This is a genomic window from Lysobacter antibioticus, assembly GCF_001442535.1.
Lineage (GTDB): Bacteria > Pseudomonadota > Gammaproteobacteria > Xanthomonadales > Xanthomonadaceae > Lysobacter > Lysobacter antibioticus.
Window position 1 is genome coordinate 2,152,214 of sequence record NZ_CP013141.1, and the last position, 19,311, is coordinate 2,171,524.

Here is a 19,311-nt window from a genome sequence, read left to right on the forward strand (position 1 = left end):
CTCGCGCCGGCCGTGGCGGCTTGGCTCGCCCTGACGTCCCCCGTTCGACCGCCCGGAGTGTCCATGTCCCGCCGCCTGTCCCTGCTCAGCACCGCCGTATCGATCGCTCTCGCCACCGCCCCCGCCTGGGCCCAGGACGCCGCCGCCCCGGATGCCGCGACCGCCAACCCGACCAACCTCGACACCCTGATCGTCACCGGCACCCGGGTCAGCGACCGCACCGTCGCCGAGTCCACCGCGCCGATCGACATCATCACTCCGCAGACCCTGGAGGCCACCGGCACCGTCGAGCTGGCCACCGCCCTGTCGCGCGCCCTGCCCTCGCTGAATTTCCCGCGCCCCGCGATTACCGACGCCACCGACGCGGTGCGTCCGGCGCAATTGCGCGGCCTCGCCCCCGACCAGGTGCTGGTGCTGGTCAACGGCAAGCGCCGCCACACCACCTCGCTGATCAACCTCAACGACAGCATCGGCCGCGGCTCCTCGCCGGTGGACCTCAACGCCATCCCGATCGCCGCGATCGAGCGCGTCGAAGTGCTGCGCGACGGCGCCTCGGCGCAATACGGCTCGGACGCCATCGCCGGCGTGGTCAACGTCGTGCTCAAGGGCTCGGGCGAAGGCGGCAGCCTCGCCGCGCGCTACGGCCAGTACAGCGCCGGCGACGGCAAGCAGTACCAGTTGTCCGGCGACGCCGGCCTCAAGTTCGGCGAGAACGGCAGCCTGCATCTGTCGGCCCAGGGCGGCCACAGCGACAACACCGACCGCGCCCGTCCCTACCTCGGCACGGTCACCCCGACCAGCAACCCGCCCGGCAAGGTCGTGCACCGCTACGGCGACCCGGAGATCGACCAGGCCGCGCTCGCCTACAACGCCCAGTGGAGCCCGAGCGAGGGCGTCGAGTTCTACTCCTTCGGCACCGCCAGCCGCCGCCGCGCCATTTCCAACGGCTACTTCCGCGCCCCGGGCAACCCCAACAACATCCGCTCGGTATATCCCGACGGCTTCCTGCCGCAGATCGACAACCTCAGCCAGGACCGTGCCTTCGTGCTCGGCCTGCGCGGCCAGACCGCCGGCGGCTGGAACCTCGACCTGAGCTACAACTACGGCCAGAACCAGCTCGACTTCGACGTGCGCAACAGCCTCAACCGCACCCTCGGCGCCGCCTCGCCGCACGATTTCTACATCGGCGCGCTCGAAGTCACCCAGAACGTGCTCAACGCCGACTTCAACAAGTCCTTCGACGTCGACTGGCTCAAGTACCCGCTCACCGTCGCCTTCGGCAGCGAATGGCGCGGCGAGAAGTTCAATCAATCCGCGGGCGAGCTGGCTTCGTATGTCGCCGGTCCCGAACCCGGCGCGCCCGGCGCGCAGGTGTTCCCCGGCTTCACCCCATCGGACGCCAGCCGCCGCAACCGCAACAGCCATTCGTTCTACGCCGACCTCGAAGCCGACGTGACCGACAAACTCTCGCTCGGCGCCGCCGCGCGCTACGAGCGCTACAGCGATTTCGGCGAGACCACCTCGGGCAAGCTGTCGGCGCGCTACGCCTTCACCGACAAGGTCGCGCTGCGCGGCACCCTGTCGACCGGCTTCCGCGCACCGTCGCTGCAGCAGCAGTTCTACCAATCGACCCAGACCGTGATCGTGCTCGGCGACCCGACCCCGTTCCAGGTCCGCACCTTCGCCGTCGACGACCCGGCCGCGATCGCGCTCGGAGCCGAACCGCTGAAGGCCGAGGAATCGACCAACATCGGCCTGGGCCTGGTGCTGCAGCCGATCGAATCGCTGTACATCACCGTCGACGCCTACCAGATCGACATCGACGACCGCATCATTCTTTCGGAAAACCTGCGCGGCCCGGCGGTGGCCAGCTTCCTGGAAGCGCGCGGCCACCGCGGCATCACCGGCGGCCGCTACTTCACCAACGCCGTCGACACCCGCACCCGCGGCATCGACATCGTCGGCAGCTACCGCTGGTCGCTCGGCGCCGGCGCGCTCGACCTGACCGCCGGCTACAACCGCAACAAGACCACCCTGGAACGCATCGCCGCGAACCCGCCGGAACTCACCGCCGGCGGCCTCAACCTGCAACGTATCGGCCGCGTCGAACAGGGCCGCATTACCCAGGGCGCGCCGCGCGACAAGTTCTTCCTCGGCGGCAGCTGGACCACCGGCCCCTGGCGCTTCGACGCCACCACCACCCGTTACGGCGAGTTCCACACCTTTAACGACGACCCCAGCGGCATACGCGATCAGACCTATCGCGCCAAGTGGACGCTGGACCTGGCCGCGACCTATGCGATCGACGGTTGGGAGTTCACCGTCGGCGGCGACAACGTGCTCAACGAGTACCCGGACGAATCGATCTACGCCAATAGCGAAAGCGGGCAGCTGCCTTACAGCGGCAATTCGCCGTTCGGGTTCAACGGCGCCTTCGCTTATGCGAAGGTGGGGTACAAGTGGTGAGGTCGTAGCGGCGGCGCAAGTACGCCGCATCGATCCGAAGGCCGCCGCGAGGCGGCCTTCTTCGTTTCGGGATCTGCTTTTCGGGATCTGCTTTTTCTTGGCCCGGAGTGGCCTGTCTTTCGAGGGCGCGATCGTTTTTGGGCCGATATGCCGCGAGACCGCAACGGCGCGGTCGCGGCTCGCGCCGCTCCTACCCAAGAGCAGCGACGCCCCTGCATTGTCCACTGCGCCTGCAGTCGCCTTCGCCCTTGCCTTGAAAGCTTGGCGCAGTACCGAACTCGCGAGAACGCCTAGAGACCCGGAGGGCGGCGCACAGGACGTGCGCCGTTTTCCGATAAGACAGGGACGTCTTATCGGAAAATCCCGGCGCAAGCGGTGTACTCGCAGGGGAGCTTCGTCAAGGAAGGCCTTTTCTTTGGTTATCTTTCTTTTGGGCCAGCAAAAGAAAGTAACCCGGCCGCGTTAGCGGACGGAAGCTTTGCTCTCGCTTGAGGCTTCTAAGGAAACAAGATCAAACGCCAAGAGCTTCCGCCACTAAAGCGGCGGGTTACTTTCTTTTGTCTAAAGCAACAAAAGAAAGGTAACCAAAGAAAAATGCTTTTCTTTGAATCACCAGCCCGCACGAGCGATGCATACGCAGGGCTTTTTCATACGGGACATCCCTGTCCCGATGAAAAACGGCCCGCATCCATGCGGGCCGCCCTCCGGGTCTTCTATGGCCTTCGCGAGTGCGAGGCGACGCACAGCAACAGCAACAGCAACAGCAACAGCAATGGCAATGGCAATGGCAATGGCAATGGCAAGAGCGAAGGAAACCATGCTGGACATGACGACAACAGCAGCTTGATTGCCCAGCCACCTCCTCCGCCAATCACCCAGCATCAATCGGCTCATTCCGCGCAAATCCGCGCCCAACCGCCCCAAAGCCCGGCGCACAGCTGAATTCGCATTCATCCCCAACCCCCTCATCGGTACGAACCGATTCGGGGCAGCGGCCAAACCATCACGCCCACGCCACCCCTTGCGCGTAAGTCTCCAGTACGCATACGCGCCCGGCAGCACCCGGCCTGCCCAGGCAAAAATGTTTCAGAAACAATCATTTGCAAGCGCCGCACAAACGAGAAAGACTTGCATCCAACGGCCTCACCACACATCCTAAAAGGACGACATCACAGGAGAGCCGATGCATCACACGTCCCTGATCGCCATCCTGGTAGCCGGTTTCGTACTCGCCTTCATCTTCGGCGCCAACGCGCAACGCCTGCGGCTGTCGCCGCTGGTGGGCTACCTCATCGCCGGCATCATCGCCGGACCGTTCACGCCGGGCTTCGTCGGCGACCAGACCCTTGCGCCGCAATTGGCCGAAATCGGCGTGATCCTGCTGATGTTCGGCGTCGGCCTGCATTTCTCCCTGCGCGACCTGCTCGAGGTCAAGAACATCGCCCTGCCCGGCGCGGTCGTGCAGATCGTCGCCGCCACTGCCCTGGGCTGGGTCATGGCCTGGCTGCTCGGCTGGTCGCACGGCGCCGGCCTGGTGTTCGGCCTGGCCCTGTCGGTCGCCAGCACCGTGGTGCTGCTGCGCGCGCTCGAAGAACGGCGCCTGGTCGAGACCGCCAAGGGGCGCATCGCGGTCGGCTGGCTGATCGTCGAAGACCTGGCGATGGTGCTCGCGCTGGTGTTGTTGCCGGCGTTGTCGGGTCTGCTCAAGGGCGAAGTCACCGAAGGCGCGGAAGTGTGGAGCCAGCTCTTCATCACCCTGGCCAAGGTCGGCGCCTTCATCGCGGTGATGCTGATCGTCGGCCGCCGGGTCATCCCCTGGATTCTCGAACGCGTGGCCGGCACCGGTTCGCGCGAGTTGTTCACCCTGTGCGTGCTGGCGATCGCGCTCGGCGTCGCCTTCGGTTCGGCCGAGCTGTTCGGCGTGTCGTTCGCGCTCGGCGCCTTCTTCGCCGGCATGATGCTCAACGAGTCCGAATTCAGCCATCAGGCCGCCGCCGAGACCCTGCCGCTGCGCGATGCGTTCGCTGTGTTGTTCTTCGTCTCGGTCGGCATGTTGTTCAACCCGATGATCCTGGTCGAACGGCCGCTGGAAGTGGTCGCGACCTTCGCGATCATCGTGATCGGCAAGTCGGTCGCCGCTTACGCCATCGTGCGCGCGTTCGGCAAACCCAACTCGACCGCGATCATGATCTCGGCCAGCCTGGCGCAGATCGGCGAGTTCTCCTTCATCCTCGCCACCCTCGGCGTGGAACTGAAGATCCTGCCGAAAGAAGGCCAGGACCTGATCCTCGCCGGCGCCCTGCTGTCGATCATCGTCAACCCGTTGCTGTTCGCCTGGCTCGACCGCAAGCAGGCGCGCGAGGCCGCCGCGGCCCTGGAGGCGGCGATCGACCCGATCGCGCCGCCGGTGCCGGCGGATATCGACAAGCACGTGATCCTGATCGGCTACGGCCGGGTCGGCAGCGAGCTCGGTCGTCTGCTGACCGAACACAAGGTGCCGTTGGTGGTCATCGACGGCGAGGACAGCCTGGTCGACAAGGCGCGCGCCGCCGGCCTGCCGGCGGTGTTCGGCAACGCGGTCAACGAACGCGTGCTGCGCGAGGCGATGCCGGAGCGCGCGACCACGGTGATGGTGGCGATTCCGAACGCACTCGAAGCCGGCGAGATCATCGCCCGCCTGCGCGAGATCAACCCGGCCCTGAGCATCGTCGCCCGCGCCCACAGCGACAACGAGGTCAAGCACCTGCTCGAACACGGCGCCGACGGCGCGGTGATGGCCGAGCGCGAGCTGGCCCACAGCCTGGCCGAAATGGTCATGGCCGCGCCGGTGTACCGCGGCGCGCGCCAGTTGCCGCCTTCGACCGCGCTCACCTGAGCGCGGTCTTCCTGCTCCGAAGACACGAACACGAGTCCAGAACGACCATGAGCGAACTCGATAATTCCAACACCGACGCCCCGACCGATTCCGCCGACGCCGCGCCGCAACTCAGCGTCGCCGAGGCGCGCATCATCGGCAGCCTGATCGAGAAGGAAGCGACCACCCCGGACGTGTATCCGCTGACCCTCAACGCCATCGTCACCGCCTGCAACCAGAAGACCGCGCGCGAACCGACGATGCAGTTGGAACAGGGCGAAGTCGCCAATGCCCTGCGCCGGCTGGAAACGCGCGGCTGGGTGAAGTCGCAGCACACCGCCCGCGCCGAACGTTATTCGCACCGCGCCGGCACCGTGCTCGACCTGACCCGTCCGCAGACCACCCTGCTCGGCCTGTTGCTGCTGCGCGGGCCGCAGACGACCCACGAGCTGCTGGCGCGCAGCGAGCGCATGGCCAAGTTCGAATCGGCCGGCGACGTCCAGTACGCGCTGGAACGCCTGGCCCAACACACCCCGACCATCGTGCGGGTGATCCCGCGCCAGAGCGGGCAGCGCGAGGACCGTTACGGGCATTTGCTCAGCGGCGAGCCGGTCTACCTCGGCGGCGGCGGCTGGTCGGGCGAGGAAGGCGGCGCAGCGGCGCCCTTCTCGGCCGTGCTCGAACGCATCGCCGCGTTGGAAGCGAAAGTCGCGGAATTGGAAGCACGACTGGAAGCTGCGGGGGCTTAAGCGAATCTCTGGGGTAGGCGCGGCGCGAGCCGCGACCGCCCTGGATCCGATTGCTGCGCGACCGCGAGCGAGCCGGGGCGGCTTCGGGGTTTCGATTCGGCATCGGCGCTTTCGCCGTTGCGGGCCACACCGCGGTCGCGGCTCGCGCCGCTCCTACTCTTAAAGCCGCGCGCATCTCCGGCGCGGCATCGATCAATCGCGATCCTGCAACGGCAGGTAGATATCGGTGCGCAGCAACGCTTGCGGCACTTCGTCGGGGTCGTCGAGGTATTCGTGGTGCAGCGGCGCATCACGCAGCGATTCGCCGCTGTCGGGCAACCAGCGCGCCAGCAGGGCGTCGGTCAGCGCCTCCAATCCATCGAAGGCGCCGACATGGCGGACGCGCGCGTAGCGTCCGCCGCCCAATCGCATCGCATGCAGCCCATCGCCGGCATCGAGCTGCACCGGCGCGCCGAGGGCGATCATGCAATCGAAAGCGCAGGCCTGCGGCGGAACGTCGCGGCGGTCGTCCCAGGGCACGCCGAACAAACCGCTCAGCGAATCCAGCAGGCCGCGTTCGGCGGCCCAGCCGAACAATCGGCCGAACCCCTGGTTCTGCTCGGGGTAGGCGCCGGTGACGCGCAAGGCGACCACCTGGAAGGGATCGATGCTGACCACCTCGACCCGCAGCGGCGGCAATTCGTCGGACGCGCTTTCGGCCGGCAGCGACAACCGCTCGATCTCGCGCCACAGCCGTTCGGGCTCGGCGCGCAATTCGCTCGGGGTACCTCCGACGCCCTGGCGGAACGCACGCGTGAACGCTTGCGGGGTCTGGTAACCGACCGCGAGCGCGGCCTCGGTGATGCTGCGCTCGGCGCTCGCGAGCAGGCGCAAGCCCTGCAGCAGACGCAGGCGCGCCACGGTCTGGCCGGTGGTTTCGCCGGTCATGGCGCGATAAACGCGGTGAAAGTGGAACGGCGAGAACGAAGCCGCCTCGGCGAGCCGATGCAACTCGGGCGGCTCCTCGCCGCGCGCGATCGCCTGTTCGATCAGGGCGACGGCACGGTCGATGCGGCGCTGGTGGGCGTCGCGTGTGCCGGCCTTCAAGGCAGGACCGCTGCGTTCCGACGCCGGGTGTTCCTTGACCGATGACATGGCCGTGCTCCTCGCGAACGGTGGGATCGGTACCCAGCCTGGCAGGTCGGACCCGCCGCGGCGGTTCACATCTTGCGCTTTCGCAAGTGGCCGAGCCGGGCTCGACGCCGCAGATCGGCCTCGGGCGAAGCCGGCCGGAAACGTTTCAGCAGGACAGGGCCAGGGCGACCAGGACCGCCGCTTCGATCAGCTCGGTCAACGCGCCGCAGGTGTCGCCGGTCATGCCCTGCAACCGCCGCAGGCAGATGCGGCGCCAGCACGCGAACACGAGCGCGGCGACCGCGAGCGCCACCGCCCCTCGCCAACCGCCGACTGCGCAGAACCCGGCGCTGAGCACCAGCGCGACGATGCAGGCCGTGCGCGGCGCTTCGACCAGACGCTGGCCGAGGCCGCCGCTGCGTACATAGGGCAGGCTTAGGAAGGCCAACGTCAGGGCCGCGCGCGCCAGTACCGGCGCGATCAGCAAAGCGACCCAGGCCGGCGCCGGCAGGCTCGCGAGCGCGGCGAATTTCAGCAGCAGCACCAGCACCACCGCGACCACGCCGACCGGGCCGCTGCGCGGGTCTTTCATGATGGTCAGAGTGCGTTCGCGGGTCTGCTCGGGCGTAGCGGCAAGGCCGCCGACCCAGGCATCGGCGCTGTCGGCCAGGCCGTCCAGGTGCAGGGCGCCGGTCAGTACCACCCAGGCCACGAGCAACAACGCCGCCGACAGCAGCGGCGGCCGCGTCTGCAGGGCCCAGGCCAGTGCACACAGCAAGGCGCCGATCAACAGCCCTGCGGCCGGGTACCAGGCCAGCGAGCGCGATTGCGCACGCGGATCGTCGAACACGCGCGCCGGCACCGGAACCCGGGTCAGGAATCCGATCGCGGCCAGCAGCGCGCGCATCAACCGTCGACCGGGTCCGCTTGCGGTTGCGCGAATTCGGCGACGTGGCTCGAAGTCGGCGGCCACGACAAGGGATGCAGCGAGGCGTGGGCGACGTCGATGTTGAGCATTTCGTTGTAACGCCGGCCCGCGGCGAGGCAACGCAGCAGGCGGATCACGCCGCCGTGGGTGATCACCAGCACGCGCCGGCCCGGATACTCGCGCAGGATCTCGCCGACCGCACCGGTCAGGCGCGCGGCGAAATCGGCGAAGGTCTCCGCGCCCGGCGGCGGATACGCGACCGGGTCGGCCCAGAACCGCGCCAGCGCTTCGCCCTCGTTGTTGGCGATGGCGTCGACCGGCCGGCCCTGCCAATCGCCGAAGTGGTACTCGCGCAGGCGCGGCTCCAGCGCCAACGGCAACCCGCGCGATTGCGACAGATCGCGCGCGAACGCGGCGCAACGCTGCAAGGGCGAACTCACGACCGCATCCCACTCGCGCCCACGCACCGCATCGCGCATCTGCCGCCAGCCGAGTTCCAGCAGGCTGTCGTCGAGCTGTCCGCGGTAGCTGCGGTGGCCAGTGTCGCCGTGGCGCAGCAGGTCGATAGGGGTGGCGCTGGAACTCATCGCATCGGCTCCGGTCCTTGTGCGCGGCATGCGTTCGTCGGGGCCCACATCATGCCTGTTGCGAGGCCGCCTCGGACACTCCCGCCTGGGCGAAGGTGGCCATGCCGTTGTGCAGGGCACAGGCCGAGCGCAACAACGGCACAGCGACCGCGGCGCCGCTGGCCTCGCCCAGGCGCATGCCGAGGTCGAGCAAGGGCTGCGCGCCGAGCGCCTGCAACACCGCGGCGTGACCGCGTTCGTGCGAGCGGTGCGCATACAGGAACCATTCGCGGCAGCTCGGGTTGATGGCCTGGGCGACGAGCGCGGACACGCTGGCGATGAAACCGTCGACCAGCACCGGCAGCCCGGCCTGGGCCGCGGCGATGTAGGCGCCCGCCAGCGCGGCGATCTCGAAACCGCCGAGGCAACGCAGGCGCTCCCAGGCGTCGCCGGCGCCGGCGTGCCGCGCCAGTGCGCGTTCGATCACGCCGACCTTGTGGGCGATGCCGTCGGCATCCAGGCCGGTGCCGGCGCCGCTCAGCTCGGCCGGCGAACGATCGAGCAAGGCGCTCGCCAAGGCCGAGGCCGAGGTGGTGTTGGCGATGCCCATCTCGCCGCCGATGAACAACTGCGCCGCGCCATCGAGCGCGGCGCGCACGCTGGCGGCGCCGGCGCCCAGGGCCGCGCGCAGCTGCGCTTCGCTCATCGCCGGCGCTTCGCAGAAGTTGGCCGTGCTCTCGGCGATGATCGCGCGATGCACGCCGCGGATCGGGCCGGGGTCATTGACCGTGCCGAGGTTGACCACGTCCAGGGTCGCGCCGAGGCTGCGCGCGAGCACGCTGATCGCGGCGCCGCCGTGGGCGAAGTTGCGCACCATCTCGCCGGTGACCGCCTGCGGGAACGCCGACACGCCTTCGGCGGCGACGCCGTGATCGGCGGCGAACACACTGATCCAGACCCGGTCGACCTTCGGCGCCGGCGTGCGTTGCAAGGCCGCCAGGCGTATCGCGAGCTCCTCGAGCAGGCCGAGCGAGCCCGGCGGTTTGGTTAGCTGAGTCTGGCGCGTGCGCGCCTGGGTTTCGATGGCGGTGTCCGGGCGTGCGCAACCGCGCAGCCACCATTTGCTTTCGTCGTTCAAGTTCGGGTTCCTCGCGTACTCGGCTCCGCAGCGAGCGGAGCGCCTTTCAATACCAGCGGCAGACCGGCCGCCACGAACACCACCCGCTCGCAGACCGCGCCGAGCGCCTGGTGCAAGCGCCCGGCCTCGTCGACGTAGCGCCGGGTCAGGGCGCCCATCGGCACCACGCCCAGGCCGACCTCGTTGCTGACCAACACCGCCCGGCCCGGCAAGTCCGCGAGCGCCGACAGCAAGGCCTCGCGTTCGCGTGCGAACACGGTGTCGTCCGACGCGCCGAGCAGGTTGCTGAGCCACAGGGTCAGGCAATCGACCAGCACGCAGCGATCCGGCGCGGCATGGCGGCGCAACGCCGCCGCCAGGGCGATCGGCTCCTCGACGCAGCCCCAGTGCGCCGGCCGCCGTGCGCGATGGTGGGCGATGCGCTCGCTCATCTCCTCGTCCCCGGCCTGGCCGGTTGCGAGGTAGACGACGTCGTCGGACTCGGCCGCGAGACGTTCGGCCAAGGCACTCTTGCCCGAGCGCGCGCCGCCGAGGATCAGGCTGTGCATAGCGCCTCCTGCAGGCCGAACCAATGCGCGAGCCGGCCGGTATCCAGATGCGCCTCGACCGCGTCGGCGAGGCGATCGATGCTGGCTTCGCGCAGGCCGCGCATGTCGAGCGGCTCGGCATCGGCCAGGCCGGCCCAGCGCAGCAAGGCCGCCAACGCCGCCGGCTCGTCGAACAGACCGTGCAGATAGCTGGCGAGAATCTGGCCGTCGGCGGAGACGGCGCCGTCGTCGCGACCGTCGTCCAGACGCAGGGCCGGCGACGCCAGAGCCGGGCCGCGGCTGATGCCGCAGTGGATTTCGTAACCGGCCACCGCCGCGTCGCCGTCGCAACCGTCGATGGCGAGGCGGCCGCGCACGTTGCGCAACTGCTTGTGCGAGTCGAGTTCGGTTTCCAGATCGAGCCAGCCGAGCCCGTCGCTGGACCCCGGCTCGCCTTCGATACTCAGCGGATCGTGGACGGCGCGACCGAGCATCTGCAGGCCGCCGCAGATTCCGATCAGCTTGCCGCCGTAACGCAGATGCCGGGCGATCGCTTCGGCCCAGCCGTTGCGCCGCAGCCAGGCCAGGTCGGCGCGTGTCGACTTCGAGCCCGGCAGCACGATCAGATCGCAGGCCGGCGGGATTTCGCCGGGGCCGACGAACACGCAATCGACCTGCGGATGCGCGCGCAGCGGGTCGAGGTCGTTGTGGTTGCTGATCCGCGGCAAGGCCGGCACGGCCACGCGCAGGCGCGCGCCGGCTTTGCCTGTGCGCTCGCGCGGCAGGGCGTCCTCGGCCTCCAGATGCAGGCCGTGCAGATACGGCAACACACCGAGCACCGGCTTGCCGGTCTCGCGTTCGAGCCAGTCGAGCCCGGGTTGCAGCAGGGCGATGTCGCCGCGGAAACGATTGATGACGAAACCGACCACGCGCGCGCGTTCGCTGGGCGACAACAGCGCCAAGGTCCCGACCAGGTGCGCGAACACGCCGCCTCGGTCGATGTCGGCGATCAGCAGCACCGGGCAATCGACCGCCTCGGCATAGCCCATGTTGGCGATGTCGTTGGCGCGCAGGTTGATCTCGGCCGGGCTGCCGGCGCCTTCGACGACGACCGCATCGAAGCCTTCGACCAGGCGCCCGTGCGAGGCGAGTACGGCCTCGCGGGCGACGCGCTTGTAGTCGTGATAGCCGCGCGCATCCATGTTGCAGACGGCATGGCCGTGCAGGATCACCTGCGCGCCGGTATCGCTGTTGGGCTTGAGCAGCACCGGGTTGAAGTCGGTATGCGCGGCCACCCCAGCGGCCTGCGCCTGCACCGCCTGGGCGCGACCGATCTCGCCGCCGTCGGCGGTCACGGCCGAGTTCAAGGCCATGTTCTGCGGCTTGAACGGCGCCACCGCGACGCCGCGCCGGTGCAGCCAACGGCACAGCGCGGTCACCAGGGCGCTCTTGCCGGCGTCGGAGGTGCAGCCCTGCACCATCAGCACGCGTGCGCTCACGACAGACTCCTTTCGCTTAAGGTTTCGGCCAGGGCCGCATCCAGTCGCTCCCATTGCGCGGCATCGCCGGGCAGGCCGAAACGCAGGCTGGCCGGCGCATCGAACAAGCGAGTGAGGATGCCGCGCCGCGCCAAGGCCTCGTGCAGGGCCGCGGCTTCGTCGCTGCGATGCCATTGGAAGAACGCACTGCCGCCGCTCGGCGCGAGGCCGTGGGCCTGCAGCAGAGCGGCCAGACGCGCGCCTTGCGCGCACAGCTGCGCACGCATCGCCGCCTGCCAGTCGCGGTCGGCGAAGGCCTGGCGCAGGACATAACGCGCCGGCCCGGCCACGGTCCACGGGCCGAGGCGATCGCGTAAACGCTCTAGCAAGGCCGGCGCGGCGCAGACGAAGCCGGCGCGCGCGCCGGCCAGGCCGAAGAACTTGCCGGCCGAACGCAGCACGATCAGCCCTTCGCGCGCGCTCTGCGCGCACAGGCTGTGCTCGGGCGTGGCGTCCATGAAAGCCTCGTCGATCAACAGCCAGCCACCGCGCGCGGCGAGGCGCTCGTGCAAGCCGAGCAGAACTTCGCCACCGAAGCGATCGCCGCCGGGGTTGTTGGGGTGGATCAGCACGACCACGTCGAAATCGTCGACGCCGGCGATCAACTCGTCCGCCGCGCACAACTCGACCCGATGGCCGCAGCGGCGCCAGGCATGCGCATGTTCGGCGTAACCCGGCGCCAACACGCCGACCCGCGAGGCTTCACGTAATTCAGGCAGCGCTTGAATCGCCGCCTGGGAACCGGCGACCGGCAGCAAGGCCGGCGCGCCGTAGTAATCGCAGGCCGCTTCGACCAAGCCGTCGTCGTCCTCGGGCAGGCGATGCCAGGCGCGCGCGGGAATCGGCGGCACCGGCCAGGCGACCGGGTTGATGCCGGTGGACAGATCCAGCCAGCGTTCCGGCGCGATGCCATAACGCTGCGCGGCACGTAGCAGACGGCCTCCGTGCTCAAGCATGCGCTGATCTCCTACCGGTCGGTGGCACCGCATCGTGCCTGTAAAAATGCAGCGATTGCGTGATGACGGAAATGTCGAAGGCGATGGCACATTGCGCCGTGCCTGTAGCGAAGCACGATGCTCTCGTCGCGATCGATGAATGCCTCGGAGCACAATGAATATCGAAATGGACATCGATAGGCCGCACGAGCGCGAGCTCGGCCGATTCAGGAGCGCGGACAAGGCCATGGGCGATGGCGAGTGCCGCCGTGAGCAGTAACCACAGCAGGACGCCGCGCCCGACCAGCGCACTCGCGCGCACGATGGATTGCGCATCCGGCGCCTGTCCGTCGCCGAGCGCGGGACGCGGCTCCCACACCCCGTGATAAGGCGCGGCGCCGCCGAGGCGCACGCGCAGCGCGCCGGCGCCGGCCGCCATCACCGGACCCGCATTCGGGCTGTCCCACAGCGGTGCCTGCCGGCGCCAGCAGCGCAAAGCGGTCGCGGTATCGCCGAGCACGGCATAGGTCGCGGCGGTCAGGCGCGCCGGCACCCAGTTCAGCGCATCGTCGATGCGCGCCGCGGCCCATCCGAACCGCTCGAAGCGCGGTGTGCGATAGCCCCACATCGCATCGAGGGTATTGGCCAGCCGGTACATCACCGCCCCGGCTGGCCCGAGCAGGGCGAACCAGAACAGCGCGCCGAACACCGCGTCGTTGCCGTTCTCGAGCACCGACTCGGTGGCCGCGGCGGCGACGCGCTCGGCATCGAGCGCCGCAGTGTCGCGGCTGACGATGCGGCCGACTGCCGCACGGGCGGCGTCCAGGTCGCCGTCGCGCAGGGTGCGCGCGACCGGCGCGGCGTGTTCGTCGAGGCTGCGCAGGCCGATCGTCAGATACAGCACGCCGGCCGCATACGCGGCCGCGAGCCACGGCGAGCGCGCCTGCAGCTCGAACTGCAGCCAGGCCGCGAGCACGCTCGCCGGCAGCACCGCCGCGGCCCAGGCCATCACCCCGCGCCCACGATGGTCGCCGTAGCAACGAGCCTCGATCGCCCTCGCCATGCGCCCGAACGCGACCAACGGATGCGCGCGCCGCGGCTCGCCGAGCAAACGATCGAGCAGCACGCCCGACAGCATCGCGATGGCGAGCGTCGGGGGGTTCATGGCTGCAGGAGCTTGAGCGCCGCGCCCGGGTTCGAGGGGAAATAGAAGTGGACGAAACTCGCGCTCATGCGGCGGTCGCGGTACACCGCTTCGCGGCTGGGCCCGCCGTTCGGGTTGATCGATTCGGCGATCGCCGCGGCCTCGATCTCAGCGCGGGCGTAATGGAAGGTGTGCCCACGCAAGCCGCCCTCGGGCAATTCGACCGATTGCAGCCCGAGCGCGGCCATGCGCGTCTGCATCACGGCATGGCCGGGCAGCAGACCGGCCATGACGGCGCGCTGTCCGTCGCGATCGGTCAATGAGTCGAGCGCATACAGCAGACCGCCGCACTCGGCCAGCAGCGGTTTATCGGCGTCGCGATGCGCGTGCAAGGCCTCGCGCAATGCGCCGTTGTCGGCCAGTGTCTGCAGATGCAGTTCCGGATAGCCACCAGGCAGCCACACCGCATCGCAGTCGGGCAGGCTCTCGCCGGCCAGCGGCGAGAAGAACCTGAGCTCGGCGCCGGCGGCGCGCAGCAGATCGAGATTGGCCGGGTACAGGAAGCAGAACGCGGCGTCGCGGGCGATGGCGATGCGTACGCCTTGCAATTGCGCGGGCACCCGCTCGGCCTCGGCCGCCGCAAACGCGACCGGCGGCGGCAGCTCGGCATCGGCGTGTTGGCCCCAGGCATCGGCGAGCGCATCGAGCCGCGCCTCCAGATCGCCGAGCTCGCCGGCGGCGACTAGGCCGAGATGACGTTCGGGCAAGGCCAGCCCGGGGTCGCGCGGCAAGGCGCCGAGCCAGCGCAGATCGGCCGGCAGGCTCTCGCGCAACAACTGCGCGTGATAGGCGCTACCGATTCGGTTCGCGGCGACGCCGTACACCTGCAGGCCATCGCGATAACGCGCGAGCCCGGTCGCCAGCGCACCGAATGTCTGCGCCATCGCCGAACCGTCGATGACCGCGAGCACCGGCACGCCGAGCCGCTGCGCGAGGTCGGCGCTCGACGGCGTACCGTCGAACAACCCCATCACGCCTTCGATCAGGATCAGGTCGGCTTCGCCCGCGGCATCATGCAGACGCGCGCGCACGTCTTGCTCGCCGCACATCCAAAGATCCAACTGATAGACGGGATGACCGCTGGCGCGTTCGAGCACCATCGGGTCGAGAAAATCCGGCCCGGTCTTGAACACCCGCACCCGCCGGCCCTGGCGCGCATGCCAGCGCGCGATCGCCGCGGTGACGCTGGTCTTGCCCTGGCCCGACGCCGGGGCGGAGACGAGCAGGGCGGGACAGTGGTGCCGGGAATCGAGAATGGGGAATGGGAAATCGGTCGAAGCCGCAGCTCCAGTCGCAGCCACGCGCGCACCCAAGATTTCGCCCGCTTTTTCGTTGCCAGAAGACATATCGCTCGTCCCATCAGTGTCTACGAATCCCGCTCTTACGATTCCCGATTCTCCATTCCCGATTCCCGCCCTAAAGCTCGATCCCCTTCTGCGCCTTGATCCCGGCCTTGAACGCGTGCTTGATCACGCGCATCTCGGTGACGGTGTCGGCCGCTTCGATCAGGGCATCGGGGGCGCCGCGGCCGGTGATGACGACGTGCTGCCGCTCCGGCCGCGCCGCGACCGCGGCGAGCACGTCGTCGAGCGCGACATAGCGGTGCGCCAGGGCGATGTTCAGTTCGTCGAGCAGGACGAAATCGTAGCCGGGGTCGGCCATCATCTTGGCCGCGATCGCCCAGGCCGACTGCGCGGCGCGGATGTCGCGCTCTTTGTCCTGGGTCTCCCAGGTGAAGCCCTCGCCCATCACGTGATAGTCCAGCTCCTCGAAACGCCGGAAGAAGGCCTCTTCGCCGGTCGAGAAACTGCCCTTGATGAACTGCACTACCCCGCAACGAAAGCCGTGCCCGAGCGAACGCGCGAGCATACCGAAACCCGAGGAACTCTTGCCCTTGCCGTTGCCGGTGTTGACCACCAGCACGCCGCGCTCGATCGTCGCCTGAGCGATCTTGCGGTCGATCAGCTCCTTCTTGCGCTGCATGCGTTCGCGGTGGCGCTCTTCACTGCTGGCCGCGAAGCCGGCGCGGTCGGCCGAGCCGTCCTTCGTGCCGTCGTTGCCGCCCGCGCTCATGCCGGCGCTCCACTGCGCTGACGCAGGACCAGGCTGCGCGCGACCGCATACACCCCGAAAGCCAGGCCGACATAACCGGCCAGGGTGCCCAGAGCGCGCGGGTAGTACTGCGGAATGCGGTCGATGAAACCGGCCAGGCTCGCATCCGGATAACGGCCGGACAGGAAATAGAACCCGCCCTTGGAAATCAGGTAGGTCACCACCGAAGTGGCCAACAGCACCAACGCCAGGCGCGGCACCGTGCCCCAATGGTCGCGATGCAAGCGCGCATACGCGCGTCCGCCCAGCCACAGCGCGGCATAGGCCAGGGCCAAGGCCCAATACGCCGGCGACAAGCACCAGTCGGTGATGCGGCCGAGCGCCAGGCTGCCCAGATCGAGCGCCGAGGACAGCACGAAGAAGGCCGGGAATGCCCAGACCGGACGCAACAACGCGCCGACCAGGAAAAACACCGACCACGACGCGCTGGGCAAGGCGTCGACGCTGGCGAAGTGCTGGCCGCGGGTGCAGATTATCAGCAGCGCCAGCGATGCGCCGGTCGCGATCAACGCCTGCCGCGATTCCAGCGGCAGCACCGCGGTGGAGGCTGCGGGAAGAGGGTTCGACATGCTCAAGCTCCGGGGTGCGAAGGGACGACGAATCGAACGATGCAGCGACGATCAGCGGCTCGCGGTCGGCTGCGAGGCCGGCGGACGCGCGATACGAACGATCGCCGCATGCGCGACCAGCGCGACCGCGATGTAGCTCAACGTGGTGCGCACGAACAGCGGGCCCCAACGCCAGACCCGACTCAGATACTCGGCGAAGTTCGGCTCCGCGTAACGGCCGCCGAACCAATAGAAGGCGCCGTTGGAGATCAGGAACGACAGACTGGCGGCGACGAAGGCCACGCCGAAGACCCGCGCGAATCCGCGCCAGCCGGCCGGCATGCGCGGCGCATACCAGCGCCCGGCGTACCAGAGCACGGCATAGGCCAGCAGCAGGAAGGCATACGACGGGGTTACGCAGTAATGCCCGAAGAAATCCTGGCCTCGCCCGGTGATCGCGAAGTAGTCGATGGCGACCGCGGCGAGCAGGAAACCGGCGTAGCCCAGGTGCCGGCGCAGATACAGGCCGCCGAGGAAAAACACCGCCATCGAGGCATCGGGCAGATGCAGCAGATCGCCGAAGTGATGGAAGCGCGTGGCGATCATCACGATCAACAGCAGGCAGGACAGACTTAGTTGGATGGGACCGGGCAAGCTTTTCATCGGCGACTCTCGATTGGCGCCGGCAACGCGGTGGTTGCCGGCAAAGCCCGCGGACGCGGGCCGGGAGGCTGCCCGCGCGGACGCGGGCCGAGGTTGCTGATCCGTCAGCGGGAAGGCCGGTAACGCAGGGTCAACAGGTAGTTGCGCCCGGGCTGATTGTAGAAAGCGGCGGTTTCATAACGGCGATCGAACACGTTGTTCGCCGCCAACTGCAGGCTCCAGGCCTCGTTGAAGGCATAGCCCAGGCGCAGATCGGTGAGCGCATAACCGGCGAGGCGACGCGTATTGGCCAGGTCATCATAGCGATCGCCCGCGGCGTACACGCTGGCGCCGAACGACCAGGCGCCATTGCCGACAGCGAAGCGGCGGTCGGCATCGATGCGCGCACTCTGCCGCGCACGCCGCGGCAGGAATTTGTCACGGCTGGCGCTGCGGCTGTCGTTGCGCGGGTCCAGCCAGGTCGCGCTGGCGCGCAGGTCCCAGTCGGCCAGGCGGGTGTCGAACGCCGCTTCCAGGCCGCGGATGCGCGCGCGGTCGACGTTGCCGGGCAGGCCGATCGAGGAATCGAACGCGATCAGATCGTCGATGTCGCTCTCGTAGGCATTGAGCGACCACACGTGCTGGCGGCGCTCGCCGTGGGTACCGCGCAGGCCGATTTCGACGCTGCGCGAAGTTTCCGGCGACAAGCCGGCATTGCCGTAGCCCGGGTAGTACAGCTCGTTGAAGGTCGGCGCCTTGAACGCGGTGCCGTAGCTCGCGGTCAAACGCAGCGCCTCGCTGAGGTTCCAGCCCCACAGCAGGCTGCCGGTGGTCTCGCCGCCGAACTGGCTGTCGTCGTCGCGGCGCAGGCTGGCCTGCAGCGCATGCGCGCCGAAACTCTGCTGCCACTGGCCGAAAGCGCCGCGCAGGATACGGGCGTCGCGGGCATAACGGGTGTTGCTGTCGATGCGGTCGCGCTGCCAGTCGAACCCGAGCGTGAGCAAACCGCTGCCGATGCCGAGGTCGCCCTGCACCGAGCCGAGCTGGCGTCGGGTCTCGAAGGTGCTGGAGTACTTGCCGTTCTTGTAGGTGTCGCTGAGATCTTCGCTGCGGCCGGCGCTGGCGCTGAGGCTGACGCGGTCGCTGGGGCGATAGCGCAGCTTGGCGCCGGCGACCTGCTGCACACCGTCGGCCTCGTTGTTCTGACTGCCGTCGTATTCGTTATGGTTTTCGGTGCGAAACAAGCGCGCTTCGGCGTCCCATTGCTCGTTGAAGCGGTAGCCGCCCTGCAGGGTCAGCGAATCATTGCGATAGCCATCGCGGTCGGGCGAATAGGTGAAGCAACCGGCACCGCCCGGCGAGGGCTTGCCGCGGCAGGCGTTGATGCCGTCGGTGTCTTCGTGGGCCGCGTTGATCGAATACCAGCCGCGCTCGCCCTTGCCGGCGACGCCGGCGGTGGCGCGATGGGTGGCGTAGCTGCCGATCGAGGCGCTGAAGCTCGGCACGAACGCGCCCTGCGGACGGCGGGTGAAGATCTGGATGACGCCGCCGATGGCTTCGGAGCCGTACAGGCTGGAGAACGGGCCGCGCACGATTTCGACGCGTTCGATCTGCTCGACCGGAATGTCCTGCAGCGATGCGCCGCCGCTGGTCGCCGAACCGATCTTGACCCCGTCGATCAGCACCAGCACATGGTCGGACTCGCTGCCGCGCAGGAACAGCGACGTCGCCTTGCCCGGGCCGCCGTTGTTGGCCAGCGACGCACCAGGGGTGCCGCGCAACAACTCCGGCAGCGACGACGGCTGCAGGCGTTCGATCTGCGCGCGGTCGATCACGGTCACCGCAGCGAGCGTGGCGTCCTGAGTCTGGGCGGTGCGGCTCGCGGTGACCACGACCTGGTCGAGATCGACCGCCGGCGCCGCGACTGCGGAGGCGGCGAATGCGGAACCGGCGAATACGAAAGCGCAGCGCGCGGGGATGCGCGCAAGGCG

The 19,311-nt window shown here is 68.7% G+C and carries 16 protein-coding genes and 1 pseudogene; 3 read left to right on the top strand and 14 right to left on the bottom strand.

The window, feature by feature from the left end; translation table 11 throughout:
- Nucleotides 1–63: 63 nt before the first annotated feature.
- The gene (locus GLA29479_RS08670; protein WP_057971351.1) at nucleotides 64–2,466 is read left to right on the top strand and encodes a TonB-dependent receptor plug domain-containing protein; all 2,403 of its coding nucleotides are present in this window, start codon (nucleotides 64–66) and stop codon (nucleotides 2,464–2,466) included.
- Between the two features lie 609 nt (nucleotides 2,467–3,075).
- On the opposite strand, the gene GLA29479_RS24430 is transcribed toward GLA29479_RS08670, so the two are convergent.
- Complete coding sequence (locus GLA29479_RS24430; protein WP_144436418.1) at nucleotides 3,076–3,360, bottom strand: hypothetical protein; 285 nt, start codon at nucleotides 3,358–3,360, stop codon at nucleotides 3,076–3,078.
- A 289-nt stretch (nucleotides 3,361–3,649) separates the two neighbouring features.
- Between GLA29479_RS24430 and ybaL the strand changes: the two genes are divergently transcribed.
- Both ybaL and GLA29479_RS08680 read left to right on the top strand, forming a co-directional pair.
- Entirely contained in the window at nucleotides 3,650–5,341 is a 1,692-nt protein-coding gene (gene ybaL, locus GLA29479_RS08675) for a YbaL family putative K(+) efflux transporter (protein ID WP_057971352.1), read from the top strand.
- A 47-nt stretch (nucleotides 5,342–5,388) separates the two neighbouring features.
- A complete protein-coding gene (locus GLA29479_RS08680; RefSeq protein WP_057971353.1) occupies nucleotides 5,389–6,069 on the top strand; it encodes a YceH family protein in 681 nt (226 codons plus the stop codon).
- 192 nt (nucleotides 6,070–6,261) lie between these two features.
- On the opposite strand, the gene GLA29479_RS08685 is transcribed toward GLA29479_RS08680, so the two are convergent.
- From GLA29479_RS08685 to btuB, 13 genes and pseudogenes are all read right to left on the bottom strand, one after another.
- Nucleotides 6,262–7,203, bottom strand: coding sequence for an AraC family transcriptional regulator (locus GLA29479_RS08685; protein WP_082638418.1), 942 nt, complete (start codon nucleotides 7,201–7,203; stop codon nucleotides 6,262–6,264).
- A gap of 145 nt (nucleotides 7,204–7,348) precedes the next feature.
- Complete coding sequence (locus tag GLA29479_RS08690) at nucleotides 7,349–8,092, bottom strand: adenosylcobinamide-GDP ribazoletransferase (RefSeq protein WP_057971354.1); 744 nt, start codon at nucleotides 8,090–8,092, stop codon at nucleotides 7,349–7,351.
- Entirely contained in the window at nucleotides 8,089–8,697 is a 609-nt protein-coding gene (locus tag GLA29479_RS08695; RefSeq protein WP_057916981.1) for a histidine phosphatase family protein, read from the bottom strand. Before GLA29479_RS08695 ends, GLA29479_RS08690 begins: the two co-directional genes overlap by 4 nt.
- A 49-nt stretch (nucleotides 8,698–8,746) precedes the next feature.
- Nucleotides 8,747–9,814: a nicotinate-nucleotide--dimethylbenzimidazole phosphoribosyltransferase gene (cobT, locus tag GLA29479_RS25225; protein ID WP_169795582.1), complete on the bottom strand. Its 1,068-nt coding sequence runs from the start codon at nucleotides 9,812–9,814 to the stop codon at nucleotides 8,747–8,749.
- Nucleotides 9,811–10,362, bottom strand: a complete 552-nt coding sequence (cobU, locus tag GLA29479_RS25230) for a bifunctional adenosylcobinamide kinase/adenosylcobinamide-phosphate guanylyltransferase (RefSeq protein ID WP_057971355.1) — start codon at nucleotides 10,360–10,362, stop codon at nucleotides 9,811–9,813. The genes cobT and cobU overlap by 4 nt, the downstream gene beginning before the upstream one ends.
- On the bottom strand, nucleotides 10,350–11,840 hold the full coding sequence (locus GLA29479_RS08710) for a cobyric acid synthase (protein ID WP_057916979.1): 1,491 nt from the start codon (nucleotides 11,838–11,840) through the stop codon (nucleotides 10,350–10,352). The genes cobU and GLA29479_RS08710 overlap by 13 nt, the downstream gene beginning before the upstream one ends.
- Complete coding sequence (cobD, locus tag GLA29479_RS08715; protein ID WP_057971356.1) at nucleotides 11,837–12,835, bottom strand: threonine-phosphate decarboxylase CobD; 999 nt, start codon at nucleotides 12,833–12,835, stop codon at nucleotides 11,837–11,839. The genes GLA29479_RS08710 and cobD overlap by 4 nt, the downstream gene beginning before the upstream one ends.
- Before the next feature lie 229 nt (nucleotides 12,836–13,064).
- Nucleotides 13,065–13,979: pseudogene (gene cbiB / locus GLA29479_RS08720) on the bottom strand (adenosylcobinamide-phosphate synthase CbiB); the annotation flags it as partial.
- Nucleotides 13,976–15,244 (bottom strand): cobyrinic acid a,c-diamide synthase CobB, encoded by a 1,269-nt coding sequence (locus tag GLA29479_RS08725; RefSeq protein WP_345775657.1) that lies wholly within the window; start codon nucleotides 15,242–15,244, stop codon nucleotides 13,976–13,978. The gene GLA29479_RS08725 and the pseudogene cbiB, both read right to left, overlap by 4 nt.
- A 190-nt stretch (nucleotides 15,245–15,434) precedes the next feature.
- Entirely contained in the window at nucleotides 15,435–16,091 is a 657-nt protein-coding gene (cobO, locus tag GLA29479_RS08730; RefSeq protein WP_082638424.1) for a cob(I)yrinic acid a,c-diamide adenosyltransferase, read from the bottom strand.
- Nucleotides 16,088–16,699, bottom strand: a complete 612-nt coding sequence (locus tag GLA29479_RS08735; RefSeq protein ID WP_248842821.1) for a hypothetical protein — start codon at nucleotides 16,697–16,699, stop codon at nucleotides 16,088–16,090. Before GLA29479_RS08735 ends, cobO begins: the two co-directional genes overlap by 4 nt.
- Nucleotides 16,700–16,750: 51 nt before the next feature.
- Entirely contained in the window at nucleotides 16,751–17,341 is a 591-nt protein-coding gene (locus GLA29479_RS08740) for a hypothetical protein (protein WP_057971357.1), read from the bottom strand.
- Nucleotides 17,342–17,445: 104 nt separating this feature from the next.
- Entirely contained in the window at nucleotides 17,446–19,299 is a 1,854-nt protein-coding gene (btuB, locus tag GLA29479_RS08745; protein ID WP_057973131.1) for a TonB-dependent vitamin B12 receptor, read from the bottom strand.
- Between the last annotated feature and the right edge of the window lie 12 nt (nucleotides 19,300–19,311).

Bases quoted from the DNA above. Each gene is read 5' to 3' on its own strand.
- GLA29479_RS08670 (WP_057971351.1), top strand. From the start codon at position 64: ATGTCCCGCCGCCTGTCCCTGCTCAGCACCGCCGTATCGATCGCTCTC.
- GLA29479_RS24430 (WP_144436418.1), bottom strand. From the start codon at position 3,360: ATGAGCCGATTGATGCTGGGTGATTGGCGGAGGAGGTGGCTGGGCAAT.
- ybaL (WP_057971352.1), top strand. From the start codon at position 3,650: ATGCATCACACGTCCCTGATCGCCATCCTGGTAGCCGGTTTCGTACTC.
- GLA29479_RS08680 (WP_057971353.1), top strand. From the start codon at position 5,389: ATGAGCGAACTCGATAATTCCAACACCGACGCCCCGACCGATTCCGCC.
- GLA29479_RS08685 (WP_082638418.1), bottom strand. From the start codon at position 7,203: ATGTCATCGGTCAAGGAACACCCGGCGTCGGAACGCAGCGGTCCTGCC.
- GLA29479_RS08695 (WP_057916981.1), bottom strand. From the start codon at position 8,697: ATGAGTTCCAGCGCCACCCCTATCGACCTGCTGCGCCACGGCGACACT.
- cobU (WP_057971355.1), bottom strand. From the start codon at position 10,362: ATGCACAGCCTGATCCTCGGCGGCGCGCGCTCGGGCAAGAGTGCCTTG.
- cobD (WP_057971356.1), bottom strand. From the start codon at position 12,835: ATGCTTGAGCACGGAGGCCGTCTGCTACGTGCCGCGCAGCGTTATGGC.
- cobO (WP_082638424.1), bottom strand. From the start codon at position 16,091: ATGAGCGCGGGCGGCAACGACGGCACGAAGGACGGCTCGGCCGACCGC.
- GLA29479_RS08735 (WP_248842821.1), bottom strand. From the start codon at position 16,699: ATGTCGAACCCTCTTCCCGCAGCCTCCACCGCGGTGCTGCCGCTGGAA.
- GLA29479_RS08740 (WP_057971357.1), bottom strand. From the start codon at position 17,341: ATGAAAAGCTTGCCCGGTCCCATCCAACTAAGTCTGTCCTGCCTGCTG.